Source organism: Psychroflexus gondwanensis ACAM 44, from assembly GCF_000355905.1.
GTDB lineage: Bacteria > Bacteroidota > Bacteroidia > Flavobacteriales > Flavobacteriaceae > Psychroflexus > Psychroflexus gondwanensis.
The window spans coordinates 21,889-35,707 of record NZ_APLF01000015.1; the positions used below are offsets into that span (position 1 = coordinate 21,889).

Annotated in this window: 14 protein-coding genes; 2 read left to right on the forward strand and 12 right to left on the reverse strand. The window is 36.4% G+C overall.

The window, feature by feature from the left end:
- Position 1: 1 nt before the first annotated feature.
- Positions 2-889: a rhomboid family intramembrane serine protease gene (locus PGOND44_RS12330; RefSeq protein ID WP_040556146.1), complete on the forward strand. Its 888-nt coding sequence runs from the start codon at positions 2-4 to the stop codon at positions 887-889.
- 5 nt (positions 890-894) lie between these two features.
- Entirely contained in the window at positions 895-1,926 is a 1,032-nt protein-coding gene (locus PGOND44_RS12335; RefSeq protein WP_003442866.1) for an endonuclease/exonuclease/phosphatase family protein, read from the forward strand.
- Here PGOND44_RS12335 and PGOND44_RS12340 read toward each other — a convergent pair.
- The 12 genes from PGOND44_RS12340 to PGOND44_RS12395 all read right to left on the reverse strand — a co-directional run bounded on the left by PGOND44_RS12340 (position 1,910) and on the right by PGOND44_RS12395 (position 13,775).
- On the reverse strand, positions 1,910-2,548 hold the full coding sequence (locus PGOND44_RS12340) for a WbqC family protein (protein ID WP_003442867.1): 639 nt from the start codon (positions 2,546-2,548) through the stop codon (positions 1,910-1,912). The two genes, PGOND44_RS12335 and PGOND44_RS12340, sit on opposite strands and share 17 nt — an antisense overlap.
- Positions 2,549-2,551: 3 nt before the next feature.
- Positions 2,552-4,120, reverse strand: a complete 1,569-nt coding sequence (lepB, locus tag PGOND44_RS12345) for a signal peptidase I (RefSeq protein WP_003442868.1) — start codon at positions 4,118-4,120, stop codon at positions 2,552-2,554.
- An 11-nt stretch (positions 4,121-4,131) separates the two neighbouring features.
- Positions 4,132-4,848, reverse strand: a complete 717-nt coding sequence (gene dapB, locus PGOND44_RS12350; RefSeq protein ID WP_003442870.1) for a 4-hydroxy-tetrahydrodipicolinate reductase — start codon at positions 4,846-4,848, stop codon at positions 4,132-4,134.
- Positions 4,849-5,430 (reverse strand): DUF5683 domain-containing protein, encoded by a 582-nt coding sequence (locus PGOND44_RS12355; protein ID WP_003442871.1) that lies wholly within the window; start codon positions 5,428-5,430, stop codon positions 4,849-4,851.
- On the reverse strand, positions 5,420-6,325 hold the full coding sequence (locus tag PGOND44_RS12360; protein WP_003442873.1) for a ParB/RepB/Spo0J family partition protein: 906 nt from the start codon (positions 6,323-6,325) through the stop codon (positions 5,420-5,422). The genes PGOND44_RS12355 and PGOND44_RS12360 overlap by 11 nt, the downstream gene beginning before the upstream one ends.
- Positions 6,326-6,331: 6 nt before the next feature.
- A complete protein-coding gene (locus PGOND44_RS12365) occupies positions 6,332-7,096 on the reverse strand; it encodes a ParA family protein (protein WP_003442874.1) in 765 nt (254 codons plus the stop codon).
- An 89-nt stretch (positions 7,097-7,185) separates the two neighbouring features.
- Positions 7,186-8,067, reverse strand: coding sequence for an SDR family oxidoreductase (locus PGOND44_RS12370; protein ID WP_003442876.1), 882 nt, complete (start codon positions 8,065-8,067; stop codon positions 7,186-7,188).
- A gap of 65 nt (positions 8,068-8,132) precedes the next feature.
- A complete protein-coding gene (gene menA, locus PGOND44_RS12375) occupies positions 8,133-9,047 on the reverse strand; it encodes a 1,4-dihydroxy-2-naphthoate octaprenyltransferase (RefSeq protein ID WP_003442879.1) in 915 nt (304 codons plus the stop codon).
- Between the two features lie 2 nt (positions 9,048-9,049).
- Positions 9,050-10,387 (reverse strand): adenylosuccinate lyase, encoded by a 1,338-nt coding sequence (gene purB / locus PGOND44_RS12380; protein WP_003442881.1) that lies wholly within the window; start codon positions 10,385-10,387, stop codon positions 9,050-9,052.
- Positions 10,388-10,498: 111 nt separating this feature from the next.
- Positions 10,499-11,176 (reverse strand): SIR2 family NAD-dependent protein deacylase, encoded by a 678-nt coding sequence (locus tag PGOND44_RS12385; RefSeq protein ID WP_003442883.1) that lies wholly within the window; start codon positions 11,174-11,176, stop codon positions 10,499-10,501.
- A gap of 4 nt (positions 11,177-11,180) precedes the next feature.
- Positions 11,181-11,951 carry a carboxypeptidase-like regulatory domain-containing protein gene (locus tag PGOND44_RS12390; protein WP_003442885.1) on the reverse strand — a complete coding sequence of 257 codons (771 nt, stop codon included), beginning with the start codon at positions 11,949-11,951 and terminating at the stop codon, positions 11,181-11,183.
- 66 nt (positions 11,952-12,017) lie between these two features.
- Positions 12,018-13,775 carry a DEAD/DEAH box helicase gene (locus PGOND44_RS12395; protein WP_003442888.1) on the reverse strand — a complete coding sequence of 586 codons (1,758 nt, stop codon included), beginning with the start codon at positions 13,773-13,775 and terminating at the stop codon, positions 12,018-12,020.
- Between the last annotated feature and the right edge of the window lie 44 nt (positions 13,776-13,819).

Below are 13,819 nucleotides of genomic sequence, written 5' to 3' on the forward strand. Positions count from 1 at the left end.
TATGGATTGGAAGCAAAAATTAAAATATAAGTACAATACAGCCGACACATTAGAAAAACTGATTGGATTGAACGTCCTTTTTTTTATTCTCACACTTGTGTTTGCAACTCTGGGGTTTTTGTTTAAAATCCCCACTGGTTTTTTCATAGAATGGCTAGTATTTCCTAAAGATCTTCTAGAATATGCTTACAAGCCCTGGACGATAATAACTTATGCCTTCATGCACTCGGGAATATTTCATATTTTATCTAATATGTTGATTCTGTATTTTTCTGGTAAATTTTTCCTCGCCTATTTTTCAGGTAAGCGAATGCTGAATCTCTATTTCTTAGGAGCAATTTGTGGAGCTCTAGTATACGCCTTAAGTTATAACCTCTTACCAGCCTTTAGCGGTACTGGGCGTTCTTACCTTATCGGTGCTTCTGCATCGGTTATGGCTACGCTTGTAGCAACAGCAACTCAAGCTCCCAACTTACAAGTGCGACTTTTTTTTCTGGGAAATTTGAAATTGTGGTGGATAGCCGCTTTTTTAGTAGTTTTAGACGTAGTTCAGATCCCTTTATCAAACCCAGGAGGGCATCTAGCCCATTTAGGTGGAGCTTTTATTGGATATCTTTATATCGTTCAACTCAAAAAAGGTAATGATATAGGAGCCTGGTTGCAAGGCATAACAGACTGGTTCGCAGAATTGCTTGAGCCCAGATCTAGAAAGAGCAACATGAAAACGGTTCATAAAACATCTGCAAAGAAATCTGATAAAAATTCTTCTAACCGTTCAGAAAAGCAAATTAAAATTGATAAAATTCTTGATAAAATAAGCAAAAGCGGCTACGATAGTCTCTCTAAAGAAGAGAAAGATTTTCTATTTAAAGCTGGTAAAGACATGTAATTGTCATGAAGTCACAACTCAGTTTTTTTCAAAAGGTAGGTTTTGCTTTAAATGTATTTTTTGCAATCTGTCTGCTTGTAGCTTACATTCTCCCTTTTGTACCCCCAAAATTCTCAGCTTTTTTATCCATTTTGAATTTGGGCTTGCCCGTATTTATACTCATCAATATTTGCTTTGCACTATATTGGTTAATAAAACTCAAACTGCACTTTCTTGTTTCGGCCTTACTAGTTTTAGGAGGCTACTCGTATTTCAGTAAAATTATTGTTTTTAATGATAAGCCTCCGGAAGAGATTGCGAATTCTCTGAAAGTTATGAGTTATAATGTCAGGCTTTTTAACTACTACAACTGGATTGAAAATACTGAGGTTGGAAAAAAAATTTCCGATTTTATAAAAGTTGAGACTCCAGATATTGTTGCTTTTCAAGATTATTACAAAGCAAATGATTTAGATATGAGTTCTTATCCTTATGTGTTTGAAAAGTATAAATCCAAGTCTTCAAATGTTGGGATTGCTATTTATAGCAAGTATAAAATCATCCATAAAGGTTCTGTAGATTTCCCAAATACCCACAATAATGCTATTTATGCAGACATTGTTGTGAAAAAGGATACGCTTCGGGTGTATGCTGTTCATTTAGAGTCCTTAAAGATTATTTCCGATGTCCAAGAACTGCGAAAAGAAGACCGCCAGCAATTAATTAATAGAGTAGGGAAGTCCTTTGTGAAGCAACAGGAACAAGTAAATTTGCTATCGAAAAGCTTTTCTTCTACCAGCCTACCAAAAATTGTTTGTATGGATATGAACAACACCCCCTTTTCTTACGTGGCTAGTCAGTTATTGAAACACAATTTAAAAGATGCTTTTGAGGAGTCTGGGTATGGGTTAGGAAAAACTTTCGATTTCGATTTTTTGCCTCTTCGTATAGATGTTATTTTTAATGAGAAGAGTCTGCACACTACTAGCTTTAAAAATTACAGTATAAAGCTTTCAGACCATTATCCAATAATGGCGAGCTTTAAGATTTCTGAATAAGCGTTTGTGAGTCTAGATATCCCAAGGCTGAAGGACCTGTATTGAATAATAAATCCAATATGCTCAAATTTGAGATATAGCCGTATTTAGCTTGAAAAACTTGAATGTACTCTTCAAGATTTACTGCTGATTTTCGCTTTGAGTTGACTAAATGTCTTTTGTCATTATAATCTTCTGGTTTTAGTTTAAATTCTTCAGTAATTTCAAAACTAAAATCCAGCTGTAAGCATTCAAAAATAATTTTTGTTGCCATCAAATTGAAGTCCATTAAGAAGTTAGCCTTTTTTTCAAATAAAGGCGCAAACTCATCTTCATAAAATTCAAAAAAAGGAGAAGTTCTATAGGCTGCTTCCAAAGATTTCCAGTGAAGGCGTTGCCATTTGAAGGCATTTTCTATCCGAATGTCTTTATACTTTTGGTGTTGATCTGTCTTGTTTTCCCTGTGTTTTATGGGGATATTTAACAAGAGTTTCCCATTGGCCCCATAGATGTATTGTCGTGTTCTATAGGTCTGTTTTTGATAATTGTCTTCCTTTTCGAAAACGAATGAGTCTGCTTGCGCAATGCAGGCATACATGTCGATAGGACCAAAGTAGCAAGGATGAAGTAGGATAGGTTTCAACTCTTATTTTTTCTTTTTGATAAAGTAATTATACCCTATTATTAAAACAATACCAATAAGGAAGTACACAAGGTAGGAAGTGGGTTTTCCTTCGCCACCTACAGTTGTAAATAGACGTTCCCATCTTACTTTGTCAACCAAATTACTTGCATTACCGTCTAGACTCATCCAGATAAAAACTGGCTTGCCAACCACATGATTTTGGGGTACATATCCCCAATATCTACTGTCTTCACTATTATGGCGATTATCTCCCATCATCCAATAGTAATCTTGTTTAAAGGTATATTCATCTACAGGATTTCCATTGAGATAAACTTGAGAGCCTCTTACCTCCAATTTCTGATCGATTCCCATTTCTTCTCCTTCATAAACTTCAATGACTCTTCTGTATAAAGAAAAACTTTCTAAATCCAGTTGTACTGTTTGTCCAGATTCAGGAATATAAATGGGGCCAAAGTTGTCTCTATTCCAATCTACTTTTCCGTTGTTTGGAAAAATACCAGCATCAGCTTTTCCTTTCGGGGAAATAATGCGTTGAACCGTTTTTACATTGGGATGATTTTCAAATTTTGCTAAATTATCTTCTGTAATCGCATTAACTTGATACAGATCTCTCTCTCTGTCAATCCATTGCAGCCCATCTGTGATCCCGTATATTTCGACCAGACTTCTCATGTTGAAGCCTTGACCTTTACCTTGTACTAAATATGAATATTGCGGTTTAGCTCTTTCTGAAAGTTGTAAAGGGGTATTATTAACCAAGATTTTACCATCTACAATTTCTAGTGAATCTCCAGCGACACCCACAGCTCTCTTTACGTAGTTGGACTTCTTGTCTATAGGTTTGTCGTAATGTTTACCAGAATTGTCCCTAAACATTCTCACAGTATCTACAGGCCAGTTGAATACTACAATATCGTTGCGCTGAACAGTTTGAAAACCTGGCAATCTCATATATGGTAATTGGGGCTCTTTTGTATATGATTTTACACCAGCCAAAGGTATAGTATCGTGAACCATAGGAAACGAAATCGCTGTCTGTGGAACTCTTGCTCCATAATGGAATTTACTGACAAACAGAAAATCACCAACTAACAAAGTTTTTTCTAAGGAGGAGGTTGGTATCGTGAAGGGTTGCATGATATAGGTATGAACTATAGTTGCAGCCACAATAGCAAAAAGGATTGACCCCACAAAATCACCCGATTTTGACTTCGCCTTTAAACTTCTATCCTCAATGTAGGTATGGGACGTAAAGTAGTTTATATAATAAGTATAAAGTCCCAGAGTTAAGATCTGAAGAATGGTGTCTGTTGTCGTGTTCTTACCAAAGCTCCTAGCTGTTTCTACCCAAATAACTGGAAACATAATTAGGTTAACGATAGGAACAAATAGAAGAAAAACCCACCACCATGGTCTATTGATAATTTTGAAAAGCACAATTGCATTGTAAACTGGAATAGCAGCTTCCCACCAGTGTCTACCAGCACTTTGGTATAATTTCCAGGTGCCAAAAAAGTGTAGGACTTGTATAAATAGAATAAAAAGTAATAAATCGAAAAATGACATAATCAATAGCGTTAGGTTGAAGAGTTGAGTTGAAGGACATCCTTCATAGAATATACTCCGGCGTGTTGTTTAAGTATCCATTCTGCAGCTATTACTGCTCCATGAGCAAAGCCTTCTCTGGATTTTGCATTATGAGAAATGGTTATGGTATCAATAATAGAATTATAAGTCACATCATGAAAACCAAAAACTCCTGCTTTTCTTTCAGCTTCGATAGGGATTGAATTTTCTGAATTTTCTGGTGGATAGGACCAATTTGTATACTCGGTTTCTTTTATAATATGATCAGCAAGACTAATGGCGGTGCCGCTAGGGGCGTCTTTCTTTTCCAAATGGTGAACTTCCTTTAGCTTAACATTATACTCCTTCAACCCAGACATCATTTTAGCGAGTTGAGAATTCAATTCAAAAAAAACATTTACTCCTATACTAAAGTTGGACGCATACAAAAACTTACCAACCTGTGATTCACAAAGTTTAACCGCATCCTCATATCGATTTAGCCAGCCGGTAGTTCCACACACTATGGCTATTTTATTTTCCAAACAAGAAGTTATATTAAAATAAGCGGCTTCAGGAGTACTAAAGTCTATAGCGACTTCTGCTTGTTTTAAGCGGTCTATGTCTAAGTTATCTGAGGTCTTATAAACAATATCGTGACCTCTGGAGGTTGCAATATTCTCTACGGTTTTACCCATTTTACCGTAGCCAAGTATAGCGAGTTTCATTTAATTCAATTTAAAATTCAAAGTTAACCCATAGTCGATGTTTCCACTCATGAAATTAGGCTCAAAATTTGGTCTAAGCGTAAGATCTTTAGAAACATCAAATTGCTTTAAGTGTGCATCTACATTTGCATCTACAATGTTGAGTAAATAAAAAGCTACCGTTGCTAAAATAGCAAATTCTTTGTTCTGTCTAAATTGCTTTTGCGCGTTAATCAAACCCTCATTCTCAAGAATATTTTGAAATTCATCATCTTGAAAACCAGCTAATCTTCGTTTATAAGCGTTTCTGTAGCGTTGATACTCCGTATCATTTTGAAGTACTAAATATAGACTTGTTCCTATGCCAGCATAAACCAAAGGAATTTTCCAATAACTACCATTATAAGCTTGTCCCAATCCCGGTAAAATAGCTGAGTAAAAGGCAGATCTAGCAGGGGCTAAAGGATCGTATAGATCCAATTTGAAAGCGTTTTTGGTAGACGTCATTGTGGATTCAATAGTCAAACTATCTTGTGCTTGACTAAACGAACACGAACACCAACCTAGGATAAATATGGAAGTGAAAAAAAATTTACGAATCACCTTGTATTAATTTTTTGATTCTTTGGAAATCCTCTTCTGAAGAAAATGGAACAATAAGTTTTCCATTTCCTTTTTTGTTGACTTTAAGTTCAACTTTAGCCCCAAAGTAGGAAGCGATTTGTTTTAAGGCTTTTGTCTTTTTTTCATCAACTTTTACCTCTTTAGAGGAAGGCTTAGATGTGCCTTTATTTTGTTGCATGTGTCTCACCAAGTTCTCCGTATCTCTTACAGAGAGCTTATCTTTAAGAATACGCTCATACACTTGAAGCTGAATATCTGTATCGGTGATGTTTATAAGTGCTCTACCATGGCCCATACTCAAAAAACCGTCTCTCATTCCTGTTTGAATGATAGGGTCTAGCTTTAAAAGGCGAAGGTAATTTGCAATTGTAGATCTATTTTTACCCACTCTATCGCTTAATTCTTCCTGAGTTAAATCGATGTCATCCATCAATCTTTGGTAAGACAAGGCGATTTCTATAGGATCGAGGTCTTGGCGTTGTATATTTTCTACCAAAGCCATTTCTAAAGACTCTTGGTCATTCGCAATCCTTATATAAGAGGGAATAGTCTCTAAACCAAGCATTTTGGAAGCTCGGTAACGGCGTTCTCCAGAAACTAGCTGGTACTTGTTAAATTCAAGTTTCCTGACCGTAATAGGCTGGATCACGCCAAGTTCTCTAATAGAAGAGGCCAATTCCTTTAAGGCATCTTCACTAAAACTCGTTCTAGGTTGAAATGGATTTACCTCAATGGCCTCAAGGCTCAATTCTACTATACTACCTACAACCTTATCTGCATTTTTATCTGCTGCAGATTTAATATCATTATCTGGGTCGTTCAATAAAGCCGATAGGCCTCTACCGAGAGCTTTTTTCTTTGTCGTTTTCGCCATTAACTTTTAATTTGACTTCTTAATAATTTCTTCAGCTAAACTTAAATAATTATTGGCTCCTTTACTAGCTGCATCGTATTTTATAATGCTTTCACCATAACTAGGAGCTTCGCTTAAACGCACATTCCTTTGGATGATTGTTTCAAAAACCATATCATTAAAGTGTTTTTTTACTTCTTCCACCACTTGGTTGGATAAACGCAGTCTAGAATCATACATCGTTAGTAACAAGCCTTCAATGCTTAAGTGTTCATTATGAATTTTTTGTACACTTTTAATAGTGTTAAGCAATTTACCTAAACCTTCTAAAGCAAAATATTCACATTGAATAGGAATTAATACCGAATCTGAAGCCGTTAACGCATTTAATGTTAATAAGCCTAAGGAAGGAGCACAGTCGATAAGAATGTAATCAAATTTAGACTTAATAGGTAACAAAGCCTCTTTAAGCATGTATTCTCTTCGCTCCACATCTACAAGTTCAAGTTCAATGGCAACCAAATCAATGTGAGAAGGGATCAACTCCAGATTTGGTGAATCAGTGTCCATAATGGCTTCTTCTGCTTTTTTGGTATGTTCCAAAAGTTGGTAAGTCCCTATTTCTACTGTTTCAATATCAATACCGAGTCCAGATGTAGCGTTGGCTTGAGGATCTGCATCGATCAATAGTACTTTTTTTTCTAAAACACCTAAAGCAGCAGCTAGATTTACAGCCGTTGTAGTCTTACCTACACCGCCCTTTTGGTTTGCAATTGAAATTATCTTACCCATAAAGTTTTTCGAATTTTCTGATGTAAAATTACAATTTATTGTGGCATGTCAGCACTCTCCAATTAATTATAACGATAGAAAGTTAGGAGTTATTTCTTTTTTTGAGAGCGAATCATTTCTTCTAATTGATCCCACATCTCTGGTGTCACCATTTCCAATAGATTAAATTGACCTGCGCCTTTTAGCCATTCACCACCATCAATGGTAATCACCTCTCCATTAAGGTAATGTGCAAAATCCGACACCAAATAAGCGGCGAGATTAGCTAATTCTTGATGATCGCCAACGCGTTTAAGCGGTACTTTTTTAGCAAGATCGAATTTCTCTTTCAGATCTCCTGGTAATAACCTATCCCATGCCCCTTTGGTAGGGAATGGTCCCGGAGCAATCGCGTTAAATCGAATTCCATATTTAGCCCATTCCACAGCCAAGGATCTGGTCATGGCAAGAACACCAGCTTTTGCAGTGGCGCTTGGTACAACATAACCAGAACCCGTCCAAGCGTAGGTGGTAACTATACTAAGTACTGTTTTATTAGTTTGTTTCTTGTCTATCCAATATTTACCTAAAGCAAGTGTACAATTTTTACTGCCCTTCAAAACAATATCGATAATAGTATCAAAGGCGTTTGCAGACAATCGTTCTGTTGGAGAAATGAAATTTCCCGCAGCATTATTTAAAAGCACATCTACTTCACCAAAAGCGGTATGCGCTTGTTCTATCATATGCTCAACTTCATCGTAGTGCCTCACATCACATTGAACCGGTAAACACTTTCCTCCGGTTTCTTCTTCTAGAGTTTTTGCACTAGCCTTAAGCTTTTCCAAGTTTCTGCTGGTGATGACAACATTAGCTCCAAGTTCTAGGAAATAACGGGTCATTGACATACCCAGACCGCTTCCGCCTCCAGTTACTATAATTGTTTTGCCTTCTAAGGCATCATCTCGTAACATTTTCTTTTTAAAATCCATCAAATAATTTTTTATCAATTTACGAATTAAAGCATCAAATTCAAGTTTTCCAATACTGCTTTCGGTTAAAATTCTAAGAATACTATCCAAAATAGAATAAAACCAAGCGCAAAGGTACTTAAAGCAACTTTTTTCAATTCAGGATCTAAGGTTTTAGGATCTGTATAGTGGTATATTTTCCTAAGATGAATTGCTAAAGGAATAAAGGCTAGTAAGGGGAGTAATATCCAATTGTAGCTAGAATAGGTGTCTAGATTAAGGAAAATTACCATACAGATGAAAGCCAAAAGTATCAATGAGAAATGGTAAGGTTTTGCAAACTTTTTCCCGCCTTTAACCACCAAAGTCATTTTTTTTGAGTTGCGGTCACTCAATTCGTCTCGCATATTGTTCAAATTCAAAACTGCGCTACTCAACAACCCTATGCTAATTGCTGGTAAAAATAGCCAAACGTCCAATTGCTTTGTCATCAGAAAATTGGAGCCTAAAACACTCATGATTCCAAAAAAAAGAAAGACAAATATATCTCCCAAACCTTTATACCCATAGGCAGAATCGCCAACTGTATATTTAATAGCGGCAATAATTGCTGACGCTCCTAAGCCAATAAATAGCAAACTCAGAAAAAAATTTTCTTTGCCAAAACTGATATAAATTAAGCTCAAGGCGAGTATGGCTGTTACGATTGATGTTAAGATGATGCCCTTCTTCATCTCCTTACCAGAAATAACCCCGCTTTGTAAAGCTCTCATAGGCCCAATACGCTCATCGTTATCGGTGCCTTTAACCCCATCGCCGTAATCATTCGCGAAATTTGATAAAATTTGTAACCCCAAAGTGGTGGCGATGGCTAACCAGAAAATACTTACATCAAATTGGTTGGACGGCAAAGCAAGAGCAGTTCCCACCAAAATTCCAGATATGGATAGCGGTAAGGTTCGTAATCTAGCTGCTGAAATCCAAGCTGCTGTTTTACTCATATTTAAATTCCTGTATAATTCGAAGGCGTAATAGCTTTAAGTTCAGTTTTGACAGTTTCAGACACTTTAAGTGTATCGATGAAAGTTGAAATGCTTTTTTCGTCAATTTTAGAGTGAGTTCTAGTCAATCCTTTAAGAGCTTCATAAGGGTTTTCGAAACCTTCACGTCTTAAAACTGTTTGTATGGCTTCGGCTACGACAGCCCAGTTAGCATTTAAATCTGCTTGAATCTTTTCTGGATTTAAAACTAATTTATCAAGTCCTTTCCCGGTAGATTGAAGTGCAATAAGCATATGACCTAGAGGTACGCCCAGATTTCTTAAAACTGTACTGTCTGTTAGGTCTCTTTGAAGTCTGCTAATGGGCAATTTTGCAGAGAGATGCTCAAGTAATGCATTGGCAATGCCTAGATTTCCTTCAGAATTCTCAAAATCAATTGGGTTTACTTTGTGGGGCATAGCTGAAGAACCAATTTCACCTTCTTTTATCTTTTGCTTGAAGTAATCCATAGAAACATAGCTCCAAATATCCTTATTCAGATCTAGTAAAATAGTATTAATTCGCTTCATAGCGTCAAAAGTAGAAGCCATGTTATCGTAATGTTCTATTTGAGTTGTTGGAAACGAATGTTTCAACTTAAGTCGTCTTTCTACAAAATCTTTTCCAAAAGCTTTCCAATCAATACTTGGGTAAGCTACTTTGTGCGCATTAAAATTTCCTGTAGCTCCACCAAATTTGGCAGACGACGGAATAGTTTTTAGTTGGTTTAATTGTTCTTGAAGTCTCACTTCAAAAACTTCAAACTCTTTGCCGAGTCGAGTAGGAGAGGCGGGTTGACCATGTGTTCTTGCCAGCATTGGGATATCTTTCCACTCTTTGGCTTTTATTTTAATTTTTTCTAAAACCTTTTCCAATTGTGGAATATATACTTCCTGAACAGCCTCTAGCAAGGTTAAAGGGACTGCAGTATTGTTGATGTCCTGAGAGGTCAATCCAAAATGAATAAATTCTTTGGAGGCCTTTAAGTCTAAATGATCCATTCGATCTTTGATAAAATACTCTACAGCTTTCACGTCATGGTTAGTAATGCTTTCAATGGACTTAATTTTCTGAGCATCTTCTAGGCTGAAGTCCAAATAAATGGCTCTTAATTTTGGGTATAGGGAAGGATCAAAGCTTTCTAGCTGTGGAAGTGGTAGTTCGCATAAGGCTATAAAATACTCTATTTCTACCCTTACTCTATATTTTATTAAAGCATGTTCGCTAAAGTACTTTCGGAGAGATTCAGTTTTGTTGGCATATCGGCCATCTATTGGGGAAATTGCATCAAGCGAATTCATGGAATACTATTTTATTTCGCTAGCAAATATAAGCTTTCGTAAGCATATTTTTATGGAATGTAGCCTTACTTTTTACTCCTTTTCAGGGTATAGAACACGATAGTGTACTGCTTATGCTAAAAGCTTTCGAACCAATTTATCTACTCCTGTGGTTGCTTTTTCAGCATATAGATGTACACCAGTCGAATCTGATATGTTGGGGTTGGGGTCTATAAAATAAATGGGGGTAGAGGAGGGAGCAAAATCGATAAGTCCTGCGGCTGGATAAACCTGCATCGAAGTTCCAATAATGATGAGGACATCAGTTTGTTTTAAGATGTCAATTGCTTTTTCTATCATCGGAACGGCTTCTCCAAACCATACCACATGAGGCCTTAATTGATAATGGTGTTCACAAAAATCACCAAGATTTAAATCATCTTTCCAATCATAAATAAGATCTTGGTCAAAGGTACTTCTTACTTTCATAAGCTCACCATGAAGATGAGTTACACGTGAACTCCCAGCACGTTCATGAAGATCATCTACATTTTGAGTAATGATATCTACGTTAAATTGCGTTTCAAGATCTACTAAACGCTGATGTGCTAAATTGGGTTGAACAGTAAGTAATTGCTGCCTTCTTATATTATAGAAGTCTAGGACAAAACCAGGATTTTTTTCAAAGGCTTGGGGTGTTGCTACTTGCATAACATCATGACCTTCCCAGAGTCCGTCGTGGTCTCTAAAAGTCTTTACACCACTTTCGGCACTTATACCTGCTCCGGTAAGTATGCTGATGTGTTTCAAATTATTATCTATTGATGGCTCTGTATTCTTCGTAACAATTGCTTATCGCGTCGAGCACTTGTAAATCGTTTGCAGTGGTAATAAAGTCTCTAGAATAATTACATTTATCCAAAACTTGATCTATATCGTCTTTACTGATTTGTAAAACTGCGGAAAGAGTTTCTCGATCAAATTTATCTTGAAGGATATCCTTTATACTTTCGTTCATTTTCATTTTTCGTAAACGGCGCATCTGCTTGTCTTTACTACTGAACGTTTTGTAGAGTAAATCTGCAGGATTGGAAATAGATTGAAGAACCTTAGAAATAGCGCTTTTTTGGTAGTTGCCTCCTTCGTATGCATAATCTAAACCCGAAATACTGTATCTGTAATTATCGTAGATAGGAATATTTCTAGCATCGATTTCTAAATAACCAGTCAGTTGGATTTCTTGAAGTTGCACTTCTTGAAGTGCAATTGCAGATTCTGTCATTTTGATTTTTACATCACCAAACTTAACCCAATCTTCAGTAATTTTTACTTGAATAGATCTAAAACCCAAATAGGAGAGATAAAGCGTATCACTGATATGAGCTTTTACATTAAACTGACCATCTATATTGGTAGTAGACCCTTTTACCGTATTGATATTTACGATATTTACGTTTTCCAAGGGTTTATCATTGGAAGCATTCATCACTACACCTGTTATGGTTTGTAGTTCTTTCTCTTGACTACAAACTAAAGAGGAATAGGTGATAATCACCAACAAACTTAAAATGGTTTTGAATTTCATATATGTTGAAAGTAGTCATTTCGAAGCAATTAGATGACTCCGAAATGACTTTTTTAAAACCTTAATTTAGTTCTTCTTCCGTCTTCTTTCAAAAGAACTTTTAACATTGGATCCTCCTGGTTTTTTACCTTTAAAATCAGAAGATTTACTCTTGTCGAATCGTTTTCTAGGTTTACGATCTCGTGACTTATCGCCACCTTTTTTGCCGCCACCACCGCCGCTCTTTTGATCTTTGGTGATCTCAACATTTACGTGTCTACCTTTTAGCATAAAGCTTTCAAAAACAGCCTCTACTTTTTCAACATCATCTGTAGCAACATTGAAGAATGAGAAGGTGTTTTTAACATCGACTTTAGCAACTCCATCACGATCTAGATTCAACTGTTCTTTTAAGAAGTCTTTCATCGACATCCAGTCGAAACCATCTTTTTCACCAATATTTATGAAAAAACGAGTTTCATCTCCATAATCTTTTCCTGAGGAATAAGAATCATCGGCAGAGTGCTGAGCGACTTTTGGAGCATTTTTATAATAGTTATGAAACCTTGAAAATTCAACAGAGAAGAATTTTTTAATAATATCTTCTTTGCTTAGCTCTTCGAATTCTGCTTCTAGACTTGGGATAAAAGGATCTATCGCATGATTGATCTCAGTCTTTTTAATCTCTTCTGCCAAGTGAAACAATTGACGTTTACAAATTTCATCTCCAGAAGGTAATTCCTCTTGAGTGAATTTCTGTCCGATCATTTTTTCGACTTGTCTAATTTTTCTCACTTCACTTTTAGTGACAATGACCAAAGATTTACCTTCTTTACCAGCACGACCAGTCCTTCCACTCCGGTGAGTGTAAATTTCAATTTCGTCTGGGAGTTGGTAATTGATCACGTGAGTAATATCATCTACATCAATTCCACGAGCAGCAACATCGGTTGCTACTAACATTTGGATTTGCTTTCTTCTAAAACTGTTCATCACCATATCCCTTTGAGCTTGGCTCAAATCTCCATGTAAAGCAGAAGCACTATACCCGTCTTCAATGAGTTTTTCAGCTACTTTTTGAGCGTCTCTTTTGGTTCTACAAAAGACGACGGCATAGATGTCTGGATTGGCGTCAACCACACGCTTTACGGCACTATAACGGTCTCTGCCACCCACGATAAAGAACTCATGGCTTACAGATTTTGTAGAGATGTTCTTCTGCCCAACAGTAATCTCCTTTGGATTTTTCATGAATTTTTTAGCAATAATCGATACCTCTTTTGGCATCGTTGCACTAAATAACCATGTGTTTTTTTGATCTGAAGAATGAGCTAAAATTTCTTTTATGTCTTCAAAGAAACCCATGTTCAACATTTCATCCGCTTCATCCAAGATACAAATACTGATATTCGAAATATCAATAATATTTCGCTGGATCATATCTTTCATACGTCCAGGTGTCGCTACAATGATTTGCGCTCCTTTCTTAATTTGTCTGGCTTGGTCAGTAATACTCGCACCTCCATATACTGCAACAGTATTGAGGTTTTGGTAGTATTTTGAATACTGTTTTAGCTCGTTGGTGATTTGCATACACAATTCACGCGTTGGAGATAAAATTAAACCTTGTGTTTTTTTGGAATTGAGGTCAATGTTCTGAATAAGAGGAAAACCGAATGCGGCTGTTTTTCCTGTACCCGTTTGGGCTAGTGCAACCATATCGGTTGCCTCTTCGAGTAAAACAGGAATTGTTTGCTCCTGTACTTCACTCGGGGACTCAAATCCTAAATCTTCGATTGCTCTCAAGATTTCAGGGCTTAAGCCTAATGATTCAAATGTAGTCATATATATTTTAAAAATAAATGCAAATGTAAGTATTCCTGTATTGG

Bases quoted from the DNA above. Each gene is read 5' to 3' on its own strand.
- PGOND44_RS12330 (WP_040556146.1), top strand. From the start codon at position 2: ATGGATTGGAAGCAAAAATTAAAATATAAGTACAATACAGCCGACACA.
- PGOND44_RS12335 (WP_003442866.1), top strand. From the start codon at position 895: ATGAAGTCACAACTCAGTTTTTTTCAAAAGGTAGGTTTTGCTTTAAAT.
- lepB (WP_003442868.1), bottom strand. From the start codon at position 4,120: ATGTCATTTTTCGATTTATTACTTTTTATTCTATTTATACAAGTCCTA.
- dapB (WP_003442870.1), bottom strand. From the start codon at position 4,848: ATGAAACTCGCTATACTTGGCTACGGTAAAATGGGTAAAACCGTAGAG.
- PGOND44_RS12360 (WP_003442873.1), bottom strand. From the start codon at position 6,325: ATGGCGAAAACGACAAAGAAAAAAGCTCTCGGTAGAGGCCTATCGGCT.
- PGOND44_RS12365 (WP_003442874.1), bottom strand. From the start codon at position 7,096: ATGGGTAAGATAATTTCAATTGCAAACCAAAAGGGCGGTGTAGGTAAG.
- PGOND44_RS12370 (WP_003442876.1), bottom strand. From the start codon at position 8,067: ATGGATTTTAAAAAGAAAATGTTACGAGATGATGCCTTAGAAGGCAAA.
- menA (WP_003442879.1), bottom strand. From the start codon at position 9,047: ATGAGTAAAACAGCAGCTTGGATTTCAGCAGCTAGATTACGAACCTTA.
- purB (WP_003442881.1), bottom strand. From the start codon at position 10,387: ATGAATTCGCTTGATGCAATTTCCCCAATAGATGGCCGATATGCCAAC.
- PGOND44_RS12390 (WP_003442885.1), bottom strand. From the start codon at position 11,951: ATGAAATTCAAAACCATTTTAAGTTTGTTGGTGATTATCACCTATTCC.
- PGOND44_RS12395 (WP_003442888.1), bottom strand. From the start codon at position 13,775: ATGACTACATTTGAATCATTAGGCTTAAGCCCTGAAATCTTGAGAGCA.